We start from the raw sequence: 26,022 nt of genomic DNA on the forward strand, positions 1-26,022 counted from the left end.
GTTTCAGCGCATTAACGCTTTGGTGCCAAGGTCTATTTGCTGCTCGCAGTGTTGTGCCAATTGTTCATCATGAGTAATGAGCACTACGGTGCGAGTCGCTAAAGACTCACGTAGTGTTCGCATTAGCTCTTCGCTTTCGTCAACACCCAAATGAGCGGTGGGCTCATCGAGCAGAACAACTTGGTGCCCGCCTAGGATTGCCCTAGCCACAGCCAGCTTGCAACGCTGTCCGCCCGAAAGGTTATGCCCGCCGGAACCAATTTTGGTATCTAGTCCGGAAGGTTGTTTCAGGTACCAGGCGTACAGGTTAACCTGTTTGAGGACGTCAATGAGCTGATCCTCTGTACGTTGTTGCTCCTCGGGCACGCCCAGCATCAGGTTTTGACGGATGGACGAGTCAAAGAGGTGCGCTTCTTGAGGACACCATGCCACCGATGACAGATCCGCGCGATCGATAGGCTGACGCTGACCGTACTCATCAACTACGTTCAATGCACCGCGTCGAGTCGGCAACGCACCGAGTAAGGCCGTCAGTAGAGTCGACTTGCCTGAGCCAGACGGACCGGTGATAGCTGTCCACTGACCTTGTGGAATTTTCGCTGCCACCCCGGAGACAACGTCCGGGCCAGCACCATATCCCAAGCCCACAGCGTCCAGTTCAAAGCCCACGACGTCACCGCTTAGTGATTCGGCGTGATTGTCCTCTGCGGCCTTGTGGTCTTCATTGCTGGTCAGACCGTGGCGTTCAAGTTGTTTGGTGAGTTGTTTGAGCGACTGCCCCTGCTGCACCGCCAGCAGTGCATTGCCTGCGCTATCCCCCAGAGCAAGACACAGAAGTACTGCTAGAGCGGTCAGGGAAGCTGAACTCTGCGAGAGCGAGGTGACGAGAACTGCCATCGCAACGCTGAACAATACGGCGAGCGCCGATGCGCTGCCTTGCCCGAGTGCGTGTCGACGTGCGGCAAGAGTATTGGCTTGTTGTTCCGCATGCAGCGTTTGAATCGCTGGTTCAAGGGACTGATTGATTCGCAGCGCCGACTTATGACGCAGGACGTTCAGCACAGATTGGTTCATGGCAAAACGGTGATTCATCTGTTCAACAAGTTGTTGGCCTTCCACGCGTTTTACTAGCCAGCGGACAGGGAAAGCCAGCGCCAAACCAGCAACTAGCGCTACCCATCCGAATTCAGGTTGGATGATGAACAGGGTGATCGTGGCCAGGACCCACAAGGCAATTGCTGAGAGCGGCGGGAACAGGACCCGTGCCAGCTGGTCCCGCAGTTCGTCTACCTCAGCTAGCAGGAAGCGCAACACCACCGATGAACGGCTGAACAAGCCCCATCGTGCGGGGTCTTTAATCATGGCATTCCACATTTTTTCGCGAAGGTCACCGGCGTAGCCGAGCACCGCGTCGTGAATTGCCAGTTGTTCCAGGTAGCGGAATGCTGCCCTGCCAATTCCCAGCGCTCGAACCATAACAAAGGCGACGCTCAAGTGCAGGATGGGTGGCTGGTAGCTGGCTTCAACGATGAGCCAGCCGCTCAGTGCGGCTAGCGCTACGGCGCATAGGACGCTGAGTGTTCCCCACAGCACGGCCTTGGGTGCGCTATGGTAGTGGCGCAGCAGCTCAGATCGAGGAGTAAAGGTTCGCGTCGTTACTTCTGCGAAGTGCTCGCTCTGGTCGCTGTGCTGTGTGGTTTCGAGCTGTTCTGGCACCCGTGCAGGCAGTGCTGAAGCACCCTGGTTTGTGCGCAGCGTCTGATCGATCAGTGGGTCGTGGCTGGCAATAAGTACGGCGCAACGCTCGGGAAGCTCTTCGAGAAGCTGGCGGACCTGTGCCGCATTGCCCTGATCAAGATGTGCCGTAGGTTCATCGGCCAGCAGTAGCCTGCATTCAGTATCGGTGTGGATGCGCAATAGCGCACGCATGACCTCTAGCCTGCGTAATTCGCCCGGTGAATACTCGGAGATGTTGCGCTCCAATAGGGCTGTGAGCGACAAACGGTTGGCCAACTCGGAGATCATGGCCGGGCTGGCAAGTGGCGCGTCTTGGGCTAGTTGTTCGGCGCCAGTGCTCGCGTCAAACCGTGGATGCTGACTGATTACCGCCATTGAACCTGAGTACCGGATGCTGCCCTGCACCAGCTCGGGGTCAAAGGTGTTGTCACTGCTGTAGGCCTCAGCAACGAGGGAGAGCAGGGTTGTCTTTCCGGTACCGCTGGGTGTGGCCACGATGTGGCGCTGCCCCGCAGCCAGGGTGAGACTAAAGTCTTGGTAGACGTAAGCACCCTGCTCATAGCGCAGGTTCAGGTTTTCGATTTCAAGCACGTTGTCGCCGCTTGGTGGAGTGGACTGTCTGATGCCGGCGGTAGGAGTGGAGCTGCTGAGCTTCACGTAGCGTCCGTAGGCAGCTAGTCCGTCGTCTGCCACGTGATAGGAAGACCCAACTTCCCGAAGAGCGGAGAAGAGTTCGGGGGCCAAAATCAAGATGGTCAGCCCCGCCGATAGCTCGATGGAACCGTTGACGAGCCGGACACCGATAAAGACTGCGAGCACCGCGACAGAAAGTGTCGAGATGAGCTCCAGCCAGAAGCTGGACATAAACACGGTCTTGAGATTCGCCATGGTCGCGGTGCGATATTTGGCGCCAACCTTGGCTATGGCGTTGCCGTGCGCTCGGGCACGTCCTAGTCCCATCAGCGCCGGAAGCCCCTGGGCCAGCTCATACAGTTGGCTTGCAAGACGGTCTAGGGCCGCTTGCGACTGGTCCAAGGTATCTTGGGTGTGCATTCCGATCAGCGCCATGAACACAGGAATGAGTGGAATCGTCAGCAATAAAATGACTGCGCTGACCCAATCAACTTTCAAAATGAACAGGCCGAGTAGCAGCGGGACCGCTACTGCGCCGATCAGCGCAGGAATGAATTTCGTAAAGTAGTCGTCTAGCTTTTCAATTCCGTGACTGGCAAGCGTTGCGACCACGGGAATTGGATTCTGCTTGGCCGCAACAATCGTTGGCTGAGCTGCTTCGGATTCAAGCAGATTCATCCGCATTCGTTCTTTGGCGCCCAGTCCCATGCGCCGCGCCCCGACGTTCAGTCCCCACGCTGCCAAGGCTCGCACCACGGCACCTGCTACTGCCACGTATAGGAGGCTGGTATCAGGGTTCCCGCCTTGTGCCATGGTGGCAATCCAGCGCCCGAGTGCATAGGCGACAAGAACCAGCCCCACGGCCTTGATGACAGAAAAGCACGTCAGCAAGGCGAACTGCCGGGGTGAGATCAGTTCTCTAGGAAGAAAACGTGGGGCTGGCATAGCTCAACTTTCGGTTGTGCAAATGGTTAGTTGACGATCGAGGTAACGCGGTGAGTTTTTGGGATGTGTTCTTCGCGCAACCGCTTGCGAAATACCCAGTAGCTCCACGCTTGATATGCCACTACTAGAGGAACACCAAACGCCGCAACAACGCTCATCAGTTTTAATGTGTACGCAGTGCTTGAAGCATTCTCGACGGTAAGGTCAAATGCCGAGTCAATGGTGGACGGCAGAACTACTGGGTAAGCAGCCAAGAAGATCGCAGCAACCGCAGCTAATAACATGATCCCCAGCGCCAGGAAGGAGATTCCTTCTCTACCTGCTCGACCTGCTATCAGTGCAACCACTACCGCTATCAGGGCGACCGCTAGGGCTGCCCACGCGAATGCTGATTCGTTCTTTAGCAGAACCCAAAGCGTCCAGAGCAGCAATGGAAGGACGGCCACTGATAGCCAGCGTCCAACTAGTTTGCCTGCTTCTTGGCGTACCGGGCCGTCAGTTTTCAGACGCAAGAAAGCCAGCGCATGAATCCAGCAGAAGGCAACTACTGCCACACCACCCAGGACGGCATGCCAGGTAAGCCACGCGAAGGCCCCGCCGATCCGGTCTCCGTTCTCGTTCAGCGGTAGGCCGATGGTCGTTGAAGCCAACAGGGCTCCCACACCGAAAGCTGCCACCAGCGATCCGACTCCCAAGGCTAGATCCCAGAGCTTACGTGTGGGCACGGTGATCGCCTTGCCGCGGTATTCAATGGCCACGGCACGGAAGATCAGTGCCACCAACACCACAGTGAGTGGAATGTACAAGGCTGAGAATAGCGATGCGTACCAATGTGGGAAGGCAGCAAACGTCGCGCCACCAGCGGTTAGTAGCCACACCTCGTTCCCGTCCCATACCGGTCCGATGGTATTGAGTAGCAGTCGTTTTCTTTTCTCGGTAGGCCGACCCAGACCGATGAGCATGCCCACCCCGAGATCGAATCCTTCAAGAAATAGATAGCCGCACCAAAGTAGTGCAATGACGATGAACCAAAGTGTTGGTAGCCATTCCATGGTTTTCTCCTTTGAGTGCGCCGCTAGTAAGCGAACGCCAAAACGTCGTCGTTGTCGTGGTGGTCAGAATCAGGATGATCATCGTGACCCGTTGCGTCGAGTTCTGGCATTGCTGAGGCCACCCCACCCCGGATGTATCTGGTCAACAGCACCAGTTCAACAACGAGTAGGACTGCATAAATCGACGTCAAGGTGATGAGTGAAAAGAGCAGTTCTCCAGCAGTGACAGTCGGAGAGACCGAGGCAGCTGTGTACATGAAGACTTGGTCAACCCCACCCATCTGCGGATTAGGTGCCACGGTGAATGGTTGGCGTCCCATTTCGGTAAAGATCCATCCAGTGGCATTGGCACCGAAAGGAGCCGCAATACCCAAGACAGCCAGTCGTGAAATCCATTTGTTCTCGGGCACCGTGCCCTTGCGCGTAATCCAGAGGGCCAGCGCAGCAGCGGCCGCGGACAGACCGCCGAAGGTAATCATCAGGCGGAAGCCCCAGTAGGTCACTTCCATGACTGGAAGGTAGTCGATCTTTTGACCTGCGTACTGCCCGAAGGACTCGTCATCCGGGTAGTACTCACCGTACTTCTGCTGGTATTCAGGAATCAGAGTATTAACGCCTTTTACTTCGGTAGTGAAGTCTCCGTTAGCAAGGAAGGACAACAGGCCAGGTACTTCGAAGACCGCTACAACATCGTTGCAATCGGTAGCTCCATGAGCGTTGATGTCACCGAGTGAAAGCACGGAGAATCCGGTGCCATCGTGGCACGCAGCTTCAGCCGAGGCCATCTTCATGGGTTGTTGCTCGAACATTAGTTTTGCTTGCTCGTGGCCGGTTAGGGCCACGCCCAAGAAGGCCACTACCGCAATACCGGCGCCGATCCTTAGCGATTTGATCCACACTTGGTAATCGGTCTTGTCGCGGTTCTTACCCTTGCTCAAGTCTTCGCCGACGATGACGTAGCCGTTGGAATCAACGGTATCGATTCCTTCTTTCCGGCGACGGTATAGGTGGAACCAAGAGATGCCAAGTAAGAATCCGCCTGCCACGGCAAAAGCACCGAAGAGCGTGTGAGGGAAGGTGATCAAGGCAGTGTTGTTGGTGAAGACCGCCCACGCGTCGGTCATGACAGCACGTCCGTCAACGATCTTGGTGCCTACCGGGTGCTGCATCCAAGAGTTGGCTACGAGAATAAAGTACGCCGAGAGCATGGTCGCTAGCGAAGCGCACCAGATGGTGGCTAGGTGCGCGAGCTTTGGCAACTTCTTCCAGCCAAAGATCCATAGTCCGAGGAAGGTCGATTCGACGAAGAACGCCAGCAACGCTTCCATAGCTAGTGGTGCGCCGAAAACGTCTCCGACGTAGCGGCTGTATTCGCTCCAAGCCATGCCGAACTGGAATTCTTGCACGATACCCGTGGCCACACCCATGATGAAGTTAATCAGGAACAGTTTGCCCCAGAATTTGGTCATGCGCAGCCAGTGTTCATTGCCGGTGCGGTGCCAGATGGTTTGCAATACTGCGACGGTCAGTCCTAAACCGATCGTTAAGGGCACCATGAGAAAGTGGTAGACCGTGGTTATGCCAAATTGCCAGCGGGCAATTTCCAATGCATCCATTGATTCCTCAATTTTCGCTTTGTAGGAGCTTGGGAGACTTTTTCTACGAACCGTAGAAGTGCCTTCACGTATCACCATAGACGATTTCGACAGCTTGTAGAAGTCAAGATTCCGAGATCCATCGCACATCCAAGAAACGACCGCATCAACCAATCAAACCCTCGACTTGCAGCTCGGGAAATCCTGACTGCGCGCGTAGCCCACTGAGTCACCAACACGAATCACCACTCTTTTACGCGTTGTAGAAATCTAGCGCAAAAATCGCTACAATTGGTGTTTCAAGCTGTACACCTAGGCCTTGGGCCAACATGTTCAGCGAAAGAACTAAAAGCAAGTGAGGTAAGACCTAGTGGCCAGCCTTGGCGACCTGGAACGTTCCGTCATGGACCTTCTGTGGGACTCTGCAGAACCGCTCACCGCGAATGACCTTCGCGATGATCTTGCGGCACTTGGCGCCGATGCGAAGGAACTCGCAGTTACTACGGTGCTCACGGTGCTTGCCCGCCTAGAAAAGAAAGGGCTCGTGGAACGTGAACGCTCCACACGCCCTCATCGCTATGCTGCTTGCTCCTCGCGCGAAGACCACACCGTTGGCTTGCTCAACGAGGCTCTTGGCACCGCGCAGGACCGCGAAGCAGTCCTAGCCCGTTTCATTGGCGGCATAACAGCAGATGAAGCAGCTTCTCTGCGTGCTATCTTGGACTCAGTAAAGTCCGCATAATTTAGACAAACTTCGGGGACTGAGTGCTTCTCACCTCATATTTCCTAGCGGCGTTGGCTATCGCATTGGCGTGGCCGACGCCGTTGGCATTATCAAAAGCTAAATGGATCACGCGCGCGCCGGTGCAGGCCGTTCTTCTATGGCAAGCAATCGCTTTGGGCGGTGGCCTTTCGATGATCGGCTCCATGCTGGTCTGGGGGCTATCCCCTCTAGGCGACAATCTCATTTCTGCGTTGCACGCCGGCTGGCGACTGCTTATGGGCGACCCGCAAGTGCAATATCCAGGCGTTGTGCACCTCTTTGCGCTCAGTACAGCCTTCCTATTTGGCTTCCACCTGGTGCTCACCCTCATCCGAGCAGCATGGCGGACCTCAAGGCAACGAGCAAAGCACCGTCAGTTACTTCGACTGCTGAGTAATCCTTCAGAGACTCGACCAAACACATTAGTCATTGATCATGACATGCCGGTGGCCTACTGTGTGCCGGGCATTTCGAGGTCAGTTACTGTCCTTTCACGCGGGCTGCTGACTCAACTTACGCCAGAGGAACAACAGGCTGTAATCACGCACGAGCGATCACATCTGGACCAACGACACGACTTGCTCATCTTGGCCTTTACCGCTTGGAATGAGGCACTCCCCTGGCTTCCAACCTCCAAGCTGGCTTTAGAAGCCGTGCGTCAATTGATCGAAATGCTGGCCGACGATAAAGCTCTGGAACAGGTCAACCGTCAGACTCTGCTCAAAGCCATCGTTACCGTCGCCACCGCGGCAGCCGTTGATGATGCTTCTATGATCAAAAGCTCGTCCAATGCTGAGTTGGTCGGAATGCCCGGCGGTGAGGTTTCCTCACGCCGACTGCAGCGTCTACTCTCACCCGAAACTGCCCTGAACAAGCTCGCTCGCTTCCTCGTACTTGCCAGCACGGTCCTGCTCCTAGCCTGTCCCACGATCTTGTTAGTCGCACCAACTCTGCTAGCTTGGTAGCTTTCAAATCTGAACTTGCAGGCAACAAGAAAGTCCTTGGATACGGTTCACAATTGAACTGCATCCAAGGACTCTTGAGCTCTAAACGCTAAACGTCGATACGTTCACGTTCCAAATCATCGGCACCGTCAATGATGAATTTCTTGCGTGGTGCGACGTCGGAGCCCATGAGCAGATCAAAGACCTCCTCGGCGGCCTGCGCGTGTTCGATACCAACGCGGCGCAACATCCGATGGCGCTGATCCATCGTCGTTTCTGCCAGCTGGTCTGCGTCCATCTCGCCCAAGCCCTTGTACCGCTGGATTGGCTCTTTGTAACGCCGACCCTCTTTTTCGATCTTTGCAAGCAGACGGTTCATTTCCGCTTCCGAATAGGTGTAAACCACTTCGTTCTGCTTGGATCCCGCATTGATGATTTCAATTCGGTGCAGAGGTGGAACCGCCGCATAGACGCGCCCATGCTCAATCATTGGACGCATGTAGCGATAGAACAACGTGAGCAACAGCGTGCGGATGTGCGCACCGTCAACATCAGCATCCGTCATCAAAATGATTTTTCCGTAGCGTGCCTGCTCAATGTCAAAGCTTCGACCCGAGCCGGCGCCGATGACCTGAATCATGGCAGCGCATTCAGCATTCGAAAGCATGTCCGAAATGGATGCCTTCTGCACATTGAGGATCTTGCCGCGAATCGGAAGCAAAGCCTGATACTCGCTTGATCTGGCCAAGCGAGCCGTGCCCAATGCGCTGTCGCCCTCAACGATGAATAGCTCGGATTTCCCGACCTCTTTACTCCGGCAATCCAACAGCTTGGTTGGTAGGGACGAAGATTCCAGCGCGGTCTTTCGACGCTGGGTTTCCTTGTGCATACGCGCAGAGACACGAGATTTCATCTCGTTGACTACCTTTTCGAGCAAAGTAGCTGCTTCTGCTTTTTCTGCGCGCTTGTTGGATCCCAGGCGTTCGTTGAGCGCTTTCTCAACCACCTTGGTGACAATCTGGCGCACCTGAGGGGTACCCAGAATCTCTTTGGTCTGCCCTTCAAACTGTGGTTCCGCAAGACGAACAGTAAGCACTGCAGTCATGCCAGCAAGAACGTCGTCCTTCTCCAGCTTGTCCTTCTGGCCAAACTTGAGCTTGCGGGCGTTAGCTTCAACATTCTTGCGGAAAGATTTGAGCAACGCCTGCTCTAGACCAGCACTGTGAGTACCGCCCTTGGGAGTGGCAATAATGTTGACGAAGCTGCGCACCGAAGTGTCGTAGCCAATCCCCCAGCGCAGGGCCACGTCCACTTCGCAAACTCGTTGCACGTCTTCCATGTGGCTGCGCCCCTTGTCATCAATGACTGGAACTTTTTCGTGGAATGAACCACTGCCTTGGAAACGCCAGATATCAGTAACTGGAGAGTCACTGCTGAGGTAGTCAACAAATTCGCTGATACCACCGTCGTGTTGGAACACTTCCTCATGCGGTCCCTCAGCGCCGGGTGTACCAGGCAGGCCACGCTCGTCGCGGAGAGTAATGCGCAATCCTGGCACGAGGAATGAGGTCTGGCGAGCACGATCCTGCAGGTCCGAATAAGAGAACTTGGCGTCCGGGGTAAAGATGTGGTTATCTGCCCAGTACCGAATTCGAGTTCCGGTTACACCACGTTTAGCTTTGGCGATGACCTCGGGAATCGTGGCCTTTTCGTGCGGCGTAAAGGGAGCTTCAGCCTTCTTGCGTCCCTTGTCCGAGAACTTGCCTGGCTCTCCACGGCGGAACTGCAAGCTGTAGGTCTTGCCACCACGATCAACTTCAACGTCAAGTCGCGCCGATAGCGCGTTAACGACCGAAGCGCCAACACCGTGCAAACCACCGGAAGCGCTGTAGGAGCCACCACCGAATTTACCGCCAGCGTGAAGTTTAGTGAAGACAACTTCCAGACCGCTCAGACCAGTTTTGGGTTCCACATCAACAGGAATGCCTCGGCCATCGTCATGGACCTCGACTGATCCGTCGGCATGCAGGATTACGTTGATTGCCTGACCGAAGCCGCCCAAAGCTTCGTCAACAGAGTTGTCGATAATTTCCCATAGGCAGTGCATTAGCCCGCGGGAGTCGGTTGAACCGATGTACATGCCTGGACGTTTACGAACCGCTTCCAGGCCTTCCAAGACAGAGAGATGTCGCGCGCTGTAATTGTCGGATGAAGCCACTGGGCTATAGTCTCCTACCTACATAAGAAAGAACGTCTTGTCTTCCATTCTAATCGTTAATGTGTTCGAATACCTGTCATTTTCCGCCGGTCGGCGCCACCGATGACAGCTATGACCTTGTCCACATCAACTACGCGGTGAGCGAAAGACGGCCATTTTAGGGATAAAGTCGAAGCCCAAACTGGTTCTATTGAGTAACCATCAACTTTAGGAGGCTGGCAATGACTACTACGACCGCTAGTCGTGAACTGAACGCCCTTGACCGGTGCGACCGCTGTGGTGCACAGGCCTACGTGCGAGCCGTGCTGGCTTCAACCGGCGGTGAGCTGCTGTTCTGCGCTCACCACGCCCGCGATGTGGAACCTAAGCTACGCCCACAGTCCTCAGTTTGGCAGGACGAATCCTCGCGACTTTACGAAAAGCCAAAGGTTGACGCGAACGACTAATCTCGTTTTCGTCTAGCTCGAAATTGGTGGCCCACTATTTGTGGGCCGCCAATTTTTGTCTTAAAAGCAAGATAGCCAGTTGAACGAAAGTTCAACTGGCTATCTTGCTTTCAGTTTTAGTCTAGGTAGTCCCGCAAAACCTGCGAACGCGATGGGTGACGTAGCTTAGACATCGTCTTGGATTCGATCTGACGGATACGCTCACGTGTAACTCCGTAAACCTTGCCGATTTCGTCTAAAGTCTTCGGCTGACCATCGGTCAGACCAAAGCGCATTGCCACTACGCCGGCTTCGCGCTCGGAGAGCGTGTCGAGAACCGAGTGAAGCTGTTCCTGGAGCAAAGTGAATGACACAGCGTCTGCTGGCACAACTGCTTCAGAGTCTTCGATCAGGTCACCAAATTCGGAATCGCCATCTTCACCCAGTGGAGTGTGAAGTGAGATTGGTTCGCGGCCGTACTTCTGAACTTCGACAACCTTTTCAGGAGTCATGTCCAGTTCCTTGGCCAACTCTTCAGGAGTTGGTTCGCGACCGAGGTCCTGCAACATCTGACGCTGTACTCGCGCCAACTTGTTGATGACTTCAACCATGTGTACTGGAATACGAATGGTACGAGCCTGGTCAGCCATGGCTCGTGTAATAGCCTGACGGATCCACCAGGTAGCGTAAGTCGAGAACTTGAAGCCCTTGGTGTAGTCAAACTTTTCAACGGCACGAATCAGACCCAAGTTACCTTCCTGGATCAAGTCCAAGAAGAGCATGCCACGACCGGTATAACGCTTAGCCAGCGAAACAACCAGACGGAGGTTTGCTTCCAGCAAGTGGTTCTTTGCGATCTTGCCGTCGTGAATGATCTGCTCATAGTCCCAGCGCAAACGCTGGTCAATGGCGCCGGTGTCCTTCTCCAGCTTGTCGGTAGCAAAAAGACCCGCTTCGATGCGCAGAGCCAAATCGACTTCCTGCTCTGCGTTCAGCAGGGCAACTTTACCGATCTGCTTCAGGTAGTCCTTGACCGGGTCAGCCGTCGCGCCGGCGACCATAACCTGCTGCTGAGGAGCGTCGTCGTCACCGCTGGAGAGGGTGAAGCCCTTCGAATTGTCGTCAGACTTCGAATCGGTGCTTTCTTCAGCATCGTCGTCGCCTTCTGCGACAGCTGGGGTTGATTCGTCCTGTGCTGCAGTATCTGCAGCTACCTTTTTGGTCCGAGGCTTAGCCTTGGTTGCACGCTTCTTCGCCGCAGGAGTTTCTGCTGATACCTCTGCCTCGGGGACCTCGGCCTCAGTGGCCTCAGTTGCTTGACGATTAGCGTTCGTCTCAGAAGATGACACGAATAACCTTTCTAACGATGCGTTCCGGATGCACCTGCCGGTAACACCACTATGACCCTGTCAAGTCCGAAGACGTTTAATCAGTGACTAAACGCCGGGGCTGGCACATTGATAACAACGCTTCAAGCCCGCCTTATGTTCCCAAAATCGTGAGATTTCAGGCCAAGGCAATTCGAACCTAACCGGGTCTGTAATTTCATTATCCATGAATTACCACCCAGACACCACTTGAGACACCCCGGTGAGCCCGTGTCACGCGAAGTTCGCACGCCAGGCACGAAGTTGATCCGTTGCCCACGAGGGCATAATGCCGTGAGACATGAGTTTCTGAAGCAACGCTGCTAATTCATACTTCTCGTTTTCTTCCACCGCCTGGTTCAGTAGTGCCAACGCCATTGACCCTCGCCCTCTTGCCCATTCAATCCAAGCCAGAATGCACAGTAAGGCGTGTCGGCTATCGTCGCACGCTACACCTAAAAGGTCACGAGCAACCTCCCACAGTCGATCCACCCTGCGCCAATCTGGTGCATACCAGCCCCGACCAAGCAGATAATCAGATAACGGGGCGATGGCACCCTCCTGCGCGTCAAACGAAACGCCAAAAATGATGTCCAGGGTGTCTTCTAGTCCCTGGCCAGCCAGATACGGCAAGAGGTCTCGAACGAATTTCGTCTGTAAGGATCCAAGAAGTAAAGCAGCCAATCTCGGATCATCGCGCAAGGATGACTCTGAATCTTTCTGCGTCATCTTTAGAGTGCGATTCCATGCTTCGAGGCACTCCATGACGTTGCCACCTTGATCTACAACAAGGTGGAGAACATCTTTGGAATTTGACCATTTTGCGATACCGGTTCCATCCCATGGCGTGTCCATCGGTGCGGATCCAGCCAGGACCATCGATAGGTGAGTTTCATTAGTGACCAGTGACGGTACGGCCTTGGCGCAGTTACCCTCTTCTGGGTCGTAGTCCCAAATCATTGAGCCGCGTAAGCACCACGCGTGGCGTAGGCGGATTCTTCTGCGACTCAGGGTGGTTTCGAGATGGTTCACCAGCGATGAGTAGGGCGCGTCAAGCTGAGCGAGGCGATCTTCCGGAGCGTAGATCACCAGAGCGACGTCTTGGACGCTAGGGATCCGTTCAAGGAGTCGGTTGACCTGGCTGGACCAATTCTCCTCGTCTTCGCGCCGAGTAGATGGCGGTAAGTCAACCCGCAACGTGGCTTCAAGACGATCATCGTCAATAAGTAGCAATACCGCTGAATTACGAGGATGGAACCCAAGGGCATGCGGCACATAGGCCAAAATGTCTTTGTAACTGGACAGCGATAGCGGCTGGCGTTCTGGTGTAGTTGTCATGCACTTACCGTGCACTGCATCTACTAGCTTTATTTCTTAGAACTGGCCAGTTGTGGAGAACCTAGGACACTAGTGGCGATGGACTACTGCTCTGCTAGGAATCGGCGAGCTTTGCGTCGTTCGATCAGCATAAAAGTAATGCCTATTGCTGCCATGACAAATTGGAACGACAGTGCGATTCTGAATGATCCGAGACTGTACAACTCGCCGGTGGAGCCGTTGGCGTTGTTGAGCAAATCGAGAATGAACCCAATGACGTAGATCGTGACGAATGCACCGATAAAACCACCGGTATTCACCAGACCCGTGGCGGTGCCTAAGATGCGTGGCGGGTTGAAGGTGCGGGCAAAATCGAACCCGATCACCGAGGCAGGACCACCGGCTGCGACGCTGATCATCAAGATAATCAGTATCCACAACGGCGCGTGTCCCGGCCAAAGAAGCACAACAGCCCACAAAAGCAGCATGAGGCCAATAATGCTCAACGCGTAATTGGAACGATGTTGCGCATGGCGTGCGGTGAGCGTTCCAAGCACAGGACCCAAGACAACCGCGACGACAACAAAGACGGACATAAGCCCGGAGGCCAACGTGCTGTCTAAGCCTTGTCCTTCAACCAGAAACGGGTAGCCCCACGTCATCATGAAGGTGTTCGCCATAAATGCGGTAGTGAAGTGGGTCCAGAACCCCAGCCGGGTACCTGGCTGCTTCAGTGCAAGGGCGATCCGTGAATCCTTGGGATGCGAGCTGTGGGCTGAACCCTCCCAGCCAGAGCCGTTGCGCACAAATGCAATCGTCGTAATGAACGTAGCGAAGGCAAACCCGGACATTACCGAGAACGCTGGCGACCAGCCGGCGTTGAGCAGCATCAGGTGGAACGGGAAAATACTGATCAATTGACCAAGCTGACCGAAGGTACCGGTGAGCTGTGTGAGCACGGGAATTTTTGATCCGGAGAACCACAGGGGCAAGAGTTTGAGGACGGAAACAAAAACCATCGCATCGCCCATGCCAACCATGACGCGCCCAATCAAACCCATGGGAACGTTGACCGACATGGCGAGAAACGCTTGTCCAGCGGACATTAGTAACGCACCACAGGTGATCAGTATGCGCGGCCCATACTTATCAAGAAGTAGGCCGACTGGAACTTGGGCCCCAGCGTAGACAACTAACTGAACTACTGAGAATGTCGCTAGGATCTGCGCACTGGCATGAAAGCGCTCAGTGGCTTCAATGCCGGCCACACCAAAACTAGTGCGTTGTGAAATTGCGGATATATAAGCAAGAATTGCGAATCCGAAAACCAACCAGGACTTCGACGAATTCAAATGCGATTGACTCACTGGTCTTGATCACCTGATTGGGGCTCTTCGCGCCCGTTCCTTAACCAATCATTGGTATTTTCGATTAGCGAGAGGAAGTGTTCGGCGCTTGCGCCCAGTTCCTCCGCGCCCGGCATCTGCTTGTCCTCGTCAAGAAGCAACGAGCGCGGCTCATGCTCCTTCACGTGGGCATCAAAGCGTTCTTCAAATCCATCCACCATTTGGCGAACATCATTGTTAGCTTCAAGTTGCTCCGCTAGTTGCTGTTCAAGAAGTCGAGCAGCCTCGCGAAGTTTGTCTGTGGGAAGCGCGAGCTTCAGGGCGGCACCGACGTACTCTAGGGTCGCTACCGCTACCGCTGGATATTCGGATTCGGCTAAATAGTGTGGGGTGTGCAGAGAATAACCCACAATGTCGCGGCCGACTTCAGTCATCCGAATTTCGAGTAACGACGTAATTCCAGCCGGCGATTCAACGGTGGGGCTCCACGTTGAAATGTTCTCGATCAAATCTTTGCGGTTTCCATGAGCCGTCACGCCTACCGGGCGGGTGTGTGGAACCGGCATCGGAAGCGAAGCAGAGCCAACAACTAGAGCCACGTTAAAGGCTTCGATAAATCCGAGAATCTCTGCGATGACGCGTTCCCATTTGAGATCAGGTTCTACTCCAGTGAGGAACCAGAATTTTCGATCCATCCCATCGGTCATCAAGTAAATCTCAATACGGGGCGCTTGGTAGGCGGCAAAGTGATCACCCAGGAAGGTCAACCGTGGACGCTGGGAGGTGTAGGCAACCAGTTCATCAGCATCAAAAGTTGCAAACAGTTCAGAGTCCAGACGACCAAATAGTTCGTTGGTGACCTGAGATTGGCTCTGTCCCGCATCACTCATGCTCTTGAGCAAAACGTACATTCCGAGGCCTTGGAGGCGTGAATTATCCAAGTCGTCTGCGACCAACGTCATCAACGATTCCTTGGACATTTTCTCCTCATTCAGTGCCGACTTGCTTGTTAGCGGACCTCGGGCGTTCGTAATCTTCCAATTCACCCTAATTTAACCGCGATATTACATACTATCGCTTCGATGCTTACGCTCGCTGTGAAGTGACGCACGATGAACCTTTTCCTCGGATAACATCAGAGGTAGCAAGTGTTTTGCTCAACAGCATGCACTACGTTTCGGATTACCATTCCGGAGCACTGGACCTCAGACCCTACAAAGGCACAGAAGGAATGATTTTGTGATCAACTCAAGTGATCTCACTTTGAGCGCCATTGGCACTGACATTAAGCGCAAGAGCGCCGATACCCTCGTTTTGGGCGTATTGAAGAATGACGGTAAAGCAACCATCGTTGCCTCGCCTTTCACTTCGGAAACTACTTCTTCGCTGGAGCAGTCGCTGACCACGCTAGGAGCTTCGGGTAAGGCTGACGAAGCCACCTTGCTTCCAGGCGTTGAGGGGTCCAAGGCAAAGGTTCTGCTTTTCATTGGTCTGGGCGTTGAAGAACTAGCTGAACTCACCGAAGAGAAGCTTCGTCGTGCCGCCGGATCCGCTGCACGCCAGCTGACCAATACCAAAACCGCCATCTTCGTGTTGCCTTCCGAGACGGTCGAACGTGTCGCAGCCATCGCCGAAGGTATCGCCCTGGGCAGCTACCGCTACGAGAACCACCGCTCAAAGAAGAGCGACAAGCCAGTCTTGGCCGAAGCGCAGATTGCAACTTCGGTGGCCACTTCCAAAGACCTTCCTGCGGTCTTGAAGCGTGCGGCTGTGCTCGGACGTGCTGTTCGCGGCACCCGCGACCTGATCAATGCACCAGCCAATGTTCTCTACCCTGAATCATTTGCTACCGCAGTGAAGGATTACTCCAAGTCGCTTCCGCTGAAGGTCACGGTCTTTGACGAGAAGCGCCTGGCTAAGGATGGCTTCGGTGGTCTGATCGGAGTTGGTGGCGGTTCAGTACGTCAGCCTCGAATGGTCAAGGTGGAGTACTCCCCCGCTAAGGCAACCAAGCACATTGCGCTAATCGGCAAGGGCATCACCTTTGACACCGGTGGCACCTCGCTAAAGCCAGCTGCTGGCATGCACGCCATGAAGTCTGACATGTCCGGAGCCGCAGCAGTGTTCCAGACTGTGGCCGCAGTGTCCGAGCTGGGTCTCAACGTCAAGGTCACCGCGTGGCTTTGCTTGGCTGAAAACATGCCAGGTGGCGCTTCGACGCGTCCGGGCGATGTCCTGACCATGTTTGGTGGCAAAACCGTAGAGGTTTTGAACACCGACGCTGAAGGCCGTTTGGTTATGGCCGACGGTTTGGCCGCTGCCAGCTTGGAAAAGCCAGATGTCATGATCGACATCGCTACCCTTACCGGTGCACAGATGCTGGCGCTTGGTCTGCGTACCGCTGGCATCATGGGCAACGAACAGGTCACCAACGATCTTGTTGCAGTATCCGATCAGGTGGGCGAGCTTGCTTGGGCAATGCCGCTGCCAGAAGAGCTGCGTCCAAGCATCGAATCCCAAGTTGCCGACTTGGCGAACATCGGTGAGCGCATGGGTGGCATGATGACCGCAGCCGTCTTCCTTGAGGAATTTGTCGGCGAAGTTGACGGCAAGAAGATCCCATGGGCACACATCGACTTTGCTGGCCCTGCCTTTAATGAAGGTAGCGCTTGGGGCTACACCCCGAAGAACGGAACTGGCTCACAGGTTCGTACGTTGGTTGCCTACGCGGAGCAGCTCGCCGCAAATTAGGCACCGATGAGCAGTCTGCTTCATCAGCATTTTTAGCTCTTAATCTCATCCCGGTATCACTGCCGATGGCAATCGGATGCCGGGATGAGATTAAAAATAAGAGACATGCCTGACTTTTACGCCCTCGAAGGTGACTCTGGCAGGTATGCGGTACTAAGGTAAGTTTTGAAACATCACCGTGGATCTATGGTGCGCGCCAACCAGCGTAATGCTCCCAAAGATCTGCGACCGATCCCCTGGTCGGCCAAAGCCGGCCTCACTTAGCGAATACGAGGGAGCGTTCACGTGGCCGATTCGGCAGCAACGCAAGAATTTGATGTCCTCATCCTCGGCGGTGGATCCGCTGGATACTCGGCAGCATTGCGTGCCATCCAGCTGGGCTACACCGTTGGATTGATTGAAAAGGAAAAGCTGGGCGGCACTTGCCTTCACACCGGCTGCATCCCAACCAAGGCTTACCTGCACGCTGCAGAGTTGGCTGAAAACGCTCGCGAGGGTGCCAAGTTCGGCATCAACTCCTCGCTCGAGTCAATCGACTTGGGTGGCGTGCGCAAGTACAAAGAAGGCATTGTTGCCGGAAAGTACAAGGGCTTGCAGGGCCTGCTCAAGATGAAGAAGGTCAACGTTATCACTGGTAACGGCCGTCTTGTCTCCCAGGATTCCATCGATGTTGATGGCACCGTTTACAAGGGCAAGAACATCATCTTGGCAACCGGCTCCACTTCCAAGACCTTCGGTCTGGAAATCGGTGGCCGCGTTATGACCAGCACCGAAGCATTGAACATGGAAGACATGCCAAAGAGCGCCATCGTGCTCGGCGGCGGCGTTATCGGTGTTGAATTCGCTTCCGTATGGAACTCATTCGGCGTCGACGTCACCATCGTTGAAGGCCTGCCGTCGCTGGTTCCTAACGAAGATCCAGCCATCATCAAGACCTTGGAGCGCGCTTTTAAGAAGCGTGGCATCAAGTTCAACACTGGTGTCTTCTTCGAAAAGGTCGAGCAGAACGCCAACGGCGTCAAGGTTTCGCTGGCTGACGGCAACGTACTGGAAGCAGACATCGTTCTGGTTGCAGTGGGTCGCGGTCCAGTTACCGAGGGTCTTGGCTTCGAAGAGCAGGGCATCACCATCGATCGCGGCTTCGTGATCACCGACGAGCGTCTGCACACCGGCGTTGGCAACATCTACGCAATTGGCGACATTGTCCCAGGCGTACAGCTTGCACACCGCGGTTACCAGCACGGTCGCTTCGTGATCGAGGAAATCAACGGTCTGAAGCCAGCGATCATCGAGGACATCAACATCCCGAAGGTCACCTTCTGCGAACCAGAGATTGCATCGGTCGGCTACTCCGAGCCTAAGGCTAAAGAGAAGTTCGGAGCAGACCAGATCGAAACCACCGAGTACAACCTCGCTGGTAACGGTAAGTCCGCAATCTTGGGCACCAGCGGTCTGATCAAGATGGTTCGCGTCAAGAACGGTCCAATCGTGGGCGTTCACGGCATCGGCGGTCGCATCGGCGAGCAGATCGGTGAAGCACAGTTGATTGTTAACTGGGAAGCATACCCAGAGGACATCGCTCCGCTGATCCACGCTCACCCAACTCAGAACGAAGCATTGGGCGAAGCAGCTATGGCTCTGGCCGGCGCTGCACTACACGGCTAATAGCTTTTGATTTCACTAGGCAGCGCGTTCGACGAACGCGCTGCCTAGTGCACAAAGCTCGGAGGCTCGGCCTCCACCCACAATTCAAGATTTAAAAACCAAGGAGATACGGGACGATGTCTGAAACCGTAAACCTACCCGCACTGGGTGAAAGCGTTACCGAAGGTACGGTAACTCGCTGGCTGAAGCAGGTCGGCGACCGCGTAGAGGTAGACGAGCCGTTGGTGGAAGTGTCCACCGACAAAGTAGACACTGAAGTTCCTTCGCCAGTTGCTGGCATCATTGAGGAAATCTTCGTGGCTGAGGACGAGGACGCTGAAGTTGGCGCTCCACTGGTTCGCATTGGCGACGGTTCGGGATCCGGCGACGCCGCTCCTGCCGCACCAGCTGCTGAAGAAGCACCAGCCAAGGAAGAAGCTCCGGCTGCATCTGCAGCGGAAGAAGCTCCAGCTAAGGAAGAAGCACCAGCTGCTGCTCCATCGGCCGGTTCCGCTTCGGGCACCGAAGTTACCCTGCCAGCTCTGGGCGAATCGGTTACCGAAGGTACCGTTACCCGTTGGTTGAAGGAAGTTGGCGAAGAAGTTGCCGTCGACGAGCCTTTGCTTGAGGTATCCACCGACAAGGTCGACACCGAAGTTCCTTCCCCTGTTGCCGGTACCCTTCTGGAAATCCGTGTTCCAGAAGACGAGACCGCTGAAGTTGGCGCAGTTCTCGCAGTGATCGGTGCCGCTGGCGCCGCTGCTGCTCCTGCTAAGGAAGAAGCTCCTGCGGCTCCTGCGAAGGAAGAGGCACCTGCTGCCGCTCCGGCTGCACCTGCTGCTCCAGCTGCACCTGCGAAGGAAGAAGCACCTGCTGCTCCAGCTGCTCCAGCTAAGGAAGAAGCTCCTGCTGCAGAGTCGAACAACGAGTCGGGTTACGTAACCCCACTGGTTCGCCGCCTTGCTAACCAGCACGAAATCGACATCGCATCGGTCAAGGGCACCGGCGTTGGCGGTCGCATCCGTAAGCAGGACGTGCTTGATGCCGTTTCCGCTAAGGAAGCAGCTGCTCCTGCCGCATCGTCCGCACCAGCTGTTGCTCCTGCAGCAGCCAAGCCAGCTGCCCCGGCTGTCGAGGCTTCCTCGCTACGCGGAACCACCGAAAAGGCTCCACGCATCCGTCAGGTTATTGCCCGTCGTATGCGCGAGTCGCTGGACGTTTCGACTCAGCTGACCCAGGTCCACGAGATCGACATGACCCGCATCGTCAAGCTGCGCGGTTCGGCTAAGAGCAGCTTCAAGGCCACCAACGGCGTGAACCTGACTTACCTGCCATTCATCGCTAAGGCTGTTGCCGAAGGCTTGAAGGCTCACCCGAAGTTGAACGCAGAGTACAACGAAGAGACTCAGCAGATCACCTACCACAATGCCGAGCACTTGGCATTTGCAGTCGATACCGACAAGGGCCTTTTGGTTCCAGTTGTATCGAACGCAGGAGATCTGAACCTCGCCGGTTTGGCTTCGCGCATCGCCGATGTTGCTGCACGTACCCGTAGCAACAAGATCGGTCCTGATGAGCTGTCGGGCGGCACCTTCTCGATCACCAACATTGGTTCGGTCGGCGCACTGTTTGACACCCCGATCATCAACCAGCCACAGGTAGCAATCCTGGGCACCGGTGCGATCGTCAAGCGTCCAATGGTCATCACCGATGCAGATGGCAACGATTCGATTGCAATCCGTCACATGATGTACCTGTGCCTGACCTACGATCACCGTCTGGTTGACGGTGCTGACGCAGGTCGCTTCCTGCAGACCGTCAAGGCTCGCCTTGAGGGTGGCGCATTCGAAGGCGATCTAGGACTCTAAGTCTTAGATTAGACCAATAGCCGCAACAAAGATCGTCCCTGCTGACCTTTCAGCAGGGACGATCTTTGTTTTCTACGTTACGTCGAATTTAGATTAGGCTAGGACTATGGAAATCCTTAAAGTCATTTTGGTATTTGTTCACATCCTCGGAGCTGGAGCAATCTTCGGTGGTTGGCTAGCCAACTTCAAAACGCCAACTGTCAATGTCTGGCAGTGGTACGGTGCCCTGGCACAGCTTGTCACCGGACTTGCGCTGGTAGGCATCGCTGAGGCTGGCACCGATCCAGTGAACCACGCAAAAATTGCCGTGAAGATTGTCATCGCTATCGTGATCGCTGTAGCCGCATTCCTCGGCCGCAAGAAGATCAAGGCTGGCGAAGAGGTCTCGACTGGCCTTGCCCACGCCGTAGGCGGAATGGCATTCATCAACATTGCCGTTGCCACCCTCTGGGTCTAAACAAGACTCTGACCTTTGGCAGGAACAGTAACTGGCGCACTACTCGTGCTGGTTTACAGTTCCTGCCATTGCGCGTTTAATGACGGATCACCTTACCGAGCTTCCACTGTTCATCAATGAGCACCAGTTCAATCTCAACGCGTTGAGGTTCTGCAGATTTAACTGTATGCACGTTCTTGCCCTCCAGATCCCTGTACTTATAGTCAGGCTGGGTTGAAGTGGCCGCCAGCATTACCGAGTTTCCTTGCCCGCGCGCAGTCACTTTCACATCTTGAAGATGGGTCTCCAGACCTTCAAATCTCAGTTCCATCTCTTCTAGCGCTTTGATTGTTTCCAAATCGCGTTTCAATTGCTCCGATCCCGGAGCGTAGATAGCCTTCAACGCCTTGGTATTCATCGCGCCCATGGCCGCATCACGCTTTTTAGTAAGACTGAGAAACGCAGAAGTTACCGTGTCCTGCTGAAGCACGCAGGCAGGTTCCTGTCCTGCATCATCGATTCGACAGCTTGGCTCTGCCAATGGCGTTACCAATTCAGCGCTGGGGTCCGATGCTGTGGCAGCACGAAGGTGATTGACACCCACCAAACTTCCCAGCAAAACTCCGATTCCTAGCACCACAGTCCCCGCAACTTTAAGAGCTCCGGGTGTGCGGCGAAGCTTGTGCATATTTGTACTCTTGTCGGATCCCGCGCATATCTTCGACTCTGCTCGATCTCGTCTGTGCTGATTTCGACTGCGCAGACCCCGGTGATCAATCTCCGGATGAATAGTTTCCATCAAATGGGTAGCATCCTCAGATACGTGCCCTTCCCAATGAATCGGCTCAGCCGCGCTACTAGAAAATAGCGTTCTGGCGAATTGCTCAGCCGTAGGCCTGCTGTGCGGGTCAACGCTCAATGACTCAATCAGTAGCTCGTGGACAATGTCGGGGATGGTTGGGAACATGACGCTGGCCGGAGCCCGACTCCATTCAGGATCCGGTGGCCGACCTGAGAGCAAGAACCATAGGCAAGCACCCAAAGAGTAAACGTCCTGCGCCCCCACTTGGGGTTCTAGTTCTCCAGAACTGGCTTCAGGGGCCATAAATCCGGGTGTGCCTGCACCTGAGGGGATTTGTGTCTCTGATGCAGCTTCCTGGAAGTCAATAATTTTAGGCATTCCACTGGCAGTAAGCAGGACATTGGCTGGCGACAGATCACCATGCCTCGTGCCTGCGGAATGCATCACCGACAATGTCTGAGCGACCGGGGCCAGCGCAGTAATACATTCTCCAAGGCTGAAGACACCACGGCTATGGACCAGCTCGGCGACGCTTCCGCCGGGACAGTATTCCATGATCAACCCATCACCCAATTGTGTCGATAACGTCCCGTAAAAATCGACGACATATTTCCTCGATTCAGTGATGGCGTTTTGCCTCAACGAGGTGACGTTCTCCATAGTCAAACTCAGTTTTAGCACCATGTAAGACTGATCACTTTCCCGGCGCAGCAACCAAACTTTGCACGGTGACTTGGCACTTAATGGTCTAACCGTGACGTACCCGGGACTGATTGGCCACGATAAGACATTCGTTGATTCATTCATGTCTCCGTTGTAGTCCAAAAACCAGAAACACAAGTTGGTTATCCACAGATTTTGGCTCGTCAAGCGAATTAGCGACAGCAAAGACATCGGCGTAGGGTAACCCTCATGGCGATCGAATTCGAACGAGTCGGACTAGGCTCAAAATTTGTGCCCTATAAGGAAGCCTGGGACTACCAAATCCAGTTGCATGATGCGGTAGCCGCGGACGAACAGGCTCCGCGAGTTTTGTTCCTCGAGCATGAAGCGGTCTATACCGCAGGCAAGAGGACCGAACCGGAGGATCTTCCGTTAGACGGCACACCCGTTGTAGACGTAGACCGAGGCGGAAAGCTCACGTGGCACGGACCGGGACAGCTGGTCGGCTATCCCATCGTTAAGCTTCGCAAAATGAGCGCAATACGTCTCTACGTTGAAACCATCGAGGAAGCACTGATCAACGTTGTCAGTGAACTCGGTATCCCCACAGCCCAGATCAAGGGCCGCTCCGGCGTGTGGGTTCCCGGTAAGGATGGCGAGCAAGACAGAAAAATTGCTGCCATTGGCCTTCGCATTAGTCACGGTGTGACCATGCACGGCTTCGCATTAAACTGCTCGAATGAGCTCACCGGTTACGAGCAGATCATCCCGTGCGGTATTACCGATGCAGGTGTCACCACCATCTCAGCTGAGCTAGGTCGTACTGTTACCCCAGAAGACATCGTCGACCGCGTGCAGGTCGAACTCGAACGACTTCTTACCCCTCAAATCGTTTAGACAATCATTCCCTCCGAAAGAAAGAGCCGTTAATGAGCGTCGCACCAGAAGGCCGCCGCATGCTTCGCGTTGAAAAGCGAAACGCTGCAGTGCCAGTGGAACGTAAGCCCGAATGGATCAAGGCAAAGCTGAACATTGGGCCCGAATACGTTGGCCTAAAAAACCTCGTGCAGTCCGAAGGACTTCACACTGTCTGCGAAGAAGCAGGCTGCCCAAACATTTTTGAGTGCTGGGAAGACCGCGAAGCGTCATTCCTCATCGGTGGATCCGAGTGCACTCGTCGTTGCGATTTCTGCCAGATCGCTACCGGCAAGCCATCCCCTATCGATCGCTCGGAACCTTTCAAGGTCGCCATGAGCGTAAAGAAGATGGATCTTCGTTACGCCACCGTCACCGGTGTCGCCCGCGATGATCTCGAAGACGAAGGTGTCTGGCTGTACGCCGAGACCGTCCGTCAGATTCACAAGATGAATCCAACCACCGGTGTTGAATTGCTGATTCCTGACTTCTCAGGAAAGCCAGAGAATCTTGACGTTATCTGCGACTCCGCTCCAGAGGTTTACGCGCACAATGTTGAAACCGTGCCACGTATCTTCAAGCGTATTCGCCCAGCATTCCGCTACGACCGTTCCATGGATGTCATTTCCCACGGTCGTAAGCGCGGATTGATCACTAAGTCGAACTTGATCTTGGGCATGGGCGAAACTCGTGAGGAAATCTCCGAGGCCATGCGCGATCTCTATGAAGCCGGTTGCGACCTGCTGACTTTGACGCAGTACCTGCGCCCAACCGATCTTCACCTGCCGGTGGATCGTTGGGTTACCCCTCAGGAATTTGTTGAATTGCAACAGGAAGCTGAAGAGCTCGGCTTTGCTGGCGTCATGTCTGGTCCATTGGTCCGCTCTTCATACCGTGCCGGTCGCCTCTGGGCAGGCGCCATGCGCAAGAAGGGTCGCGAGATTCCAGAAGAACTTTCGCACATCGAATCCTCAGGCAACACCCGTCAGGAAGCCGCTTCACTGATCAAGTAAAGCTTCTCGGTTGTGAACATTTGCGAAGGCCTCGTAGTCCCCTAGTTCAATTTTGAACAACGGCTACGAGGCCTTTGACATATCAATTGATCGTCACATGCAGATGATTTTCCCGCGCGCCCGCTCTGGGCTTAGAACTCTGATCAATATCGCGTAGAATTAAGGCACTATGGCCAAAAACTCCGACAACGAAGCAGCCGCGCAACCAAAGCGTGGCCTGTTTTCGCGTAAACCAAAAGCTGAGAAGAAGAACAAAGAACCAGGCCGATTGAAGCAAATCGGACAAGTCTTCCAGATGACCCGCCGCAACGACCCTATGGTCGTTTGGTGGATGGCACTGGCAGCCTTGGCTGTAATTGCAGTCTGCTTGGTCATCGGTATCTTGATCAACAACTGGATCACCATGTTGATCATCGCCATTCCACTGGCTCTTCTTGCGGCAATGTTCATCATGTCCCGTCGTGCCGAAAGAGCCGCCTTCTCACAGCTTGAAGGTCGTCCCGGTGCTGCCGGTGCCGCGATGAGCGTGCTGCGTCGTGGCTGGATCCTGAAGCAGGAACCAGTGGCTTACAACCGCCACCAGGATTTGGTTTTCCTCGCCGTCGGTCGTCCCGGTGTTGTGCTGGTTACCGAAGGTCCTAAGACTCGTGTTCGCGAACTCGTTAGCTCCGAACGCAAGCGTATTGCTCGCGTTCTTCCAAACGTCCCAATCCACGTCATCAACGCTGGACAGGACGAAGACCAGACCAGCTTGGTGAACGTCGGCAAGGAAATGAAGAAGCTTCCTAAGGCCATCACCAAACTTGAGGTAAGCGCGATCGATAAGCGTCTAAGCACGTTGACTGCTAATCGCTTGCCTATCCCTAAGGGCGTTGACCCTAGCCGCGTACGGCCAAACCGCCGTGCAACCCGTGGTCGCTAAGAACTAGACATGCAAGAAGCCGCAACAGGAATTTTTCCTGTTGCGGCTTCTTTGTTTTCTCTACAATTTTTCACTCATCGGATGTTGACCAAAATGCTCTTGGCTAACCGGTCGTGCAATCCGCGCTGGTCTTTATCGGTAACGAATACCGGAATTGCTAGGCAAAGGAGCAAAGACCGGATCAGGCCTTGCAAGGGCCTTAGCGCCGAGCCATCCATGGACTGTACCTGAAGCCCAAAAGTTCTATGGCCAATGGTGTGGCCGGTGAATCCTACGCCGATAATCTGTCCTGCACAGAACAGCAACAGCGTGGCAAGGTCACCTAGATCAAATAGCCACCAGCTAAGGAGCATTGACAGCCCCCAGTCAATAAACAATGCACCGACCCGTTTAGGGAAGCGTCCTATTGACCCAGGGCCTTTTTCTGGTCGGCCCAAATCTTGTCCTGGCCATTGTTGCGTGCTGTGCTGTGGCGGGCCCTCAAGCCACGAACCGAAGTCTTTTCTTTCCACATCTTCAAGTCTATCGAGCCTTTCTGTGCGTCGTGACAAGGTGTGAATTGACCGCAAAAAAGTACGCTAAGTGTCCGAGTCAGATTATTACGAACTGCATCGTGCCAGATCAGAGCGATACGACATGCCCGAGTTTCGTCCTTGTAACAGGCTG

The 26,022-nt window shown here is 54.7% G+C and carries 19 protein-coding genes and 1 pseudogene; 10 read left to right on the forward strand and 10 right to left on the reverse strand.

The genetic code is table 11. The features are described from left to right. Positions 1-3 precede the first annotated feature (3 nt). Genes cydC through EYR88_RS04575 form a run of 3 tightly spaced genes read right to left on the reverse strand, consistent with a single transcriptional unit; the run spans position 4 to position 5,983 of the window. Entirely contained in the window at positions 4-3,315 is a 3,312-nt protein-coding gene (gene cydC / locus EYR88_RS04565) for a thiol reductant ABC exporter subunit CydC (RefSeq protein ID WP_131088520.1), read from the reverse strand. Between the two features lie 26 nt (positions 3,316-3,341). After that, positions 3,342-4,367 carry a cytochrome d ubiquinol oxidase subunit II gene (gene cydB / locus EYR88_RS04570; protein WP_131088521.1) on the reverse strand — a complete coding sequence of 342 codons (1,026 nt, stop codon included), beginning with the start codon at positions 4,365-4,367 and terminating at the stop codon, positions 3,342-3,344. Positions 4,368-4,390: 23 nt separating this feature from the next. After that, complete coding sequence (locus EYR88_RS04575) at positions 4,391-5,983, reverse strand: cytochrome ubiquinol oxidase subunit I (protein WP_131088522.1); 1,593 nt, start codon at positions 5,981-5,983, stop codon at positions 4,391-4,393. 349 nt (positions 5,984-6,332) lie between these two features. Here EYR88_RS04575 and EYR88_RS04580 point away from each other — a divergent pair, with 349 nt between their 5' ends. After that, positions 6,333-6,704 (forward strand): BlaI/MecI/CopY family transcriptional regulator, encoded by a 372-nt coding sequence (locus EYR88_RS04580; RefSeq protein WP_131088523.1) that lies wholly within the window; start codon positions 6,333-6,335, stop codon positions 6,702-6,704. A gap of 23 nt (positions 6,705-6,727) precedes the next feature. Beyond that, entirely contained in the window at positions 6,728-7,690 is a 963-nt protein-coding gene (locus tag EYR88_RS04585) for a M56 family metallopeptidase (protein ID WP_131088524.1), read from the forward strand. An 88-nt stretch (positions 7,691-7,778) separates the two neighbouring features. Here EYR88_RS04585 and EYR88_RS04590 read toward each other — a convergent pair whose 3' ends face one another. Then, entirely contained in the window at positions 7,779-9,887 is a 2,109-nt protein-coding gene (locus EYR88_RS04590) for a DNA topoisomerase IV subunit B (protein ID WP_131088525.1), read from the reverse strand. 221 nt (positions 9,888-10,108) lie between these two features. Here EYR88_RS04590 and EYR88_RS04595 point away from each other — a divergent pair, with 221 nt between their 5' ends. Continuing rightward, entirely contained in the window at positions 10,109-10,333 is a 225-nt protein-coding gene (locus EYR88_RS04595) for a hypothetical protein (protein ID WP_131088526.1), read from the forward strand. Positions 10,334-10,449: 116 nt separating this feature from the next. On the opposite strand, the gene EYR88_RS04600 is transcribed toward EYR88_RS04595, so the two are convergent. The 4 genes from EYR88_RS04600 to EYR88_RS04615 form a co-directional block, all read right to left on the reverse strand. Further along, a complete protein-coding gene (locus tag EYR88_RS04600) occupies positions 10,450-11,661 on the reverse strand; it encodes an RNA polymerase sigma factor (RefSeq protein WP_131088527.1) in 1,212 nt (403 codons plus the stop codon). Positions 11,662-11,913: 252 nt separating this feature from the next. After that, a complete protein-coding gene (locus EYR88_RS04605) occupies positions 11,914-13,017 on the reverse strand; it encodes a DUF4192 family protein (RefSeq protein WP_131088528.1) in 1,104 nt (367 codons plus the stop codon). Positions 13,018-13,100: 83 nt separating this feature from the next. After that, the gene (locus EYR88_RS04610; protein WP_131088529.1) at positions 13,101-14,363 is read right to left on the reverse strand and encodes an MFS transporter; all 1,263 of its coding nucleotides are present in this window, start codon (positions 14,361-14,363) and stop codon (positions 13,101-13,103) included. Continuing rightward, on the reverse strand, positions 14,360-15,322 hold the full coding sequence (locus tag EYR88_RS04615; RefSeq protein ID WP_131088530.1) for a PAC2 family protein: 963 nt from the start codon (positions 15,320-15,322) through the stop codon (positions 14,360-14,362). Before EYR88_RS04615 ends, EYR88_RS04610 begins: the two co-directional genes overlap by 4 nt. Before the next feature lie 259 nt (positions 15,323-15,581). Between EYR88_RS04615 and EYR88_RS04620 the strand changes: the two genes are divergently transcribed. The 4 genes from EYR88_RS04620 (at position 15,582) to EYR88_RS04635 (ending at position 21,062) form a co-directional block, all read left to right on the forward strand. Beyond that, a complete protein-coding gene (locus tag EYR88_RS04620; RefSeq protein ID WP_131088531.1) occupies positions 15,582-17,093 on the forward strand; it encodes a leucyl aminopeptidase in 1,512 nt (503 codons plus the stop codon). Between the two features lie 285 nt (positions 17,094-17,378). Next, entirely contained in the window at positions 17,379-18,758 is a 1,380-nt protein-coding gene (lpdA, locus tag EYR88_RS04625) for a dihydrolipoyl dehydrogenase (protein WP_131088532.1), read from the forward strand. 116 nt (positions 18,759-18,874) lie between these two features. Further along, the gene (sucB, locus tag EYR88_RS04630) at positions 18,875-20,605 is read left to right on the forward strand and encodes a 2-oxoglutarate dehydrogenase, E2 component, dihydrolipoamide succinyltransferase (RefSeq protein WP_131088533.1); all 1,731 of its coding nucleotides are present in this window, start codon (positions 18,875-18,877) and stop codon (positions 20,603-20,605) included. Positions 20,606-20,711: 106 nt separating this feature from the next. Next, positions 20,712-21,062, forward strand: a complete 351-nt coding sequence (locus EYR88_RS04635) for a hypothetical protein (protein WP_131088534.1) — start codon at positions 20,712-20,714, stop codon at positions 21,060-21,062. A gap of 76 nt (positions 21,063-21,138) precedes the next feature. Here EYR88_RS04635 and EYR88_RS04640 read toward each other — a convergent pair whose 3' ends face one another. Then, positions 21,139-22,737 (reverse strand): protein kinase, encoded by a 1,599-nt coding sequence (locus tag EYR88_RS04640; RefSeq protein ID WP_131088535.1) that lies wholly within the window; start codon positions 22,735-22,737, stop codon positions 21,139-21,141. Between the two features lie 12 nt (positions 22,738-22,749). Between EYR88_RS04640 and lipB the strand changes: the two are divergent. The 3 genes and pseudogenes from lipB to EYR88_RS04655 form a co-directional block, all read left to right on the forward strand. Continuing rightward, positions 22,750-23,403, forward strand: a pseudogene (lipB, locus tag EYR88_RS04645) (lipoyl(octanoyl) transferase LipB); the annotation flags it as partial. 32 nt (positions 23,404-23,435) lie between these two features. Next, the gene (lipA, locus tag EYR88_RS04650; protein ID WP_131088537.1) at positions 23,436-24,434 is read left to right on the forward strand and encodes a lipoyl synthase; all 999 of its coding nucleotides are present in this window, start codon (positions 23,436-23,438) and stop codon (positions 24,432-24,434) included. A gap of 169 nt (positions 24,435-24,603) precedes the next feature. Next, complete coding sequence (locus tag EYR88_RS04655) at positions 24,604-25,356, forward strand: DUF4191 domain-containing protein (RefSeq protein ID WP_131088538.1); 753 nt, start codon at positions 24,604-24,606, stop codon at positions 25,354-25,356. 74 nt (positions 25,357-25,430) lie between these two features. Here the strand turns inward: EYR88_RS04655 and EYR88_RS04660 are convergent, their stop codons facing one another. Further along, positions 25,431-25,868 (reverse strand): RDD family protein, encoded by a 438-nt coding sequence (locus EYR88_RS04660; protein ID WP_131088539.1) that lies wholly within the window; start codon positions 25,866-25,868, stop codon positions 25,431-25,433. Positions 25,869-26,022: the final 154 nt, after the last annotated feature.

Source organism: Arthrobacter sp. S41, from assembly GCF_004320535.1.
GTDB lineage: Bacteria > Actinomycetota > Actinomycetes > Actinomycetales > Micrococcaceae > Glutamicibacter.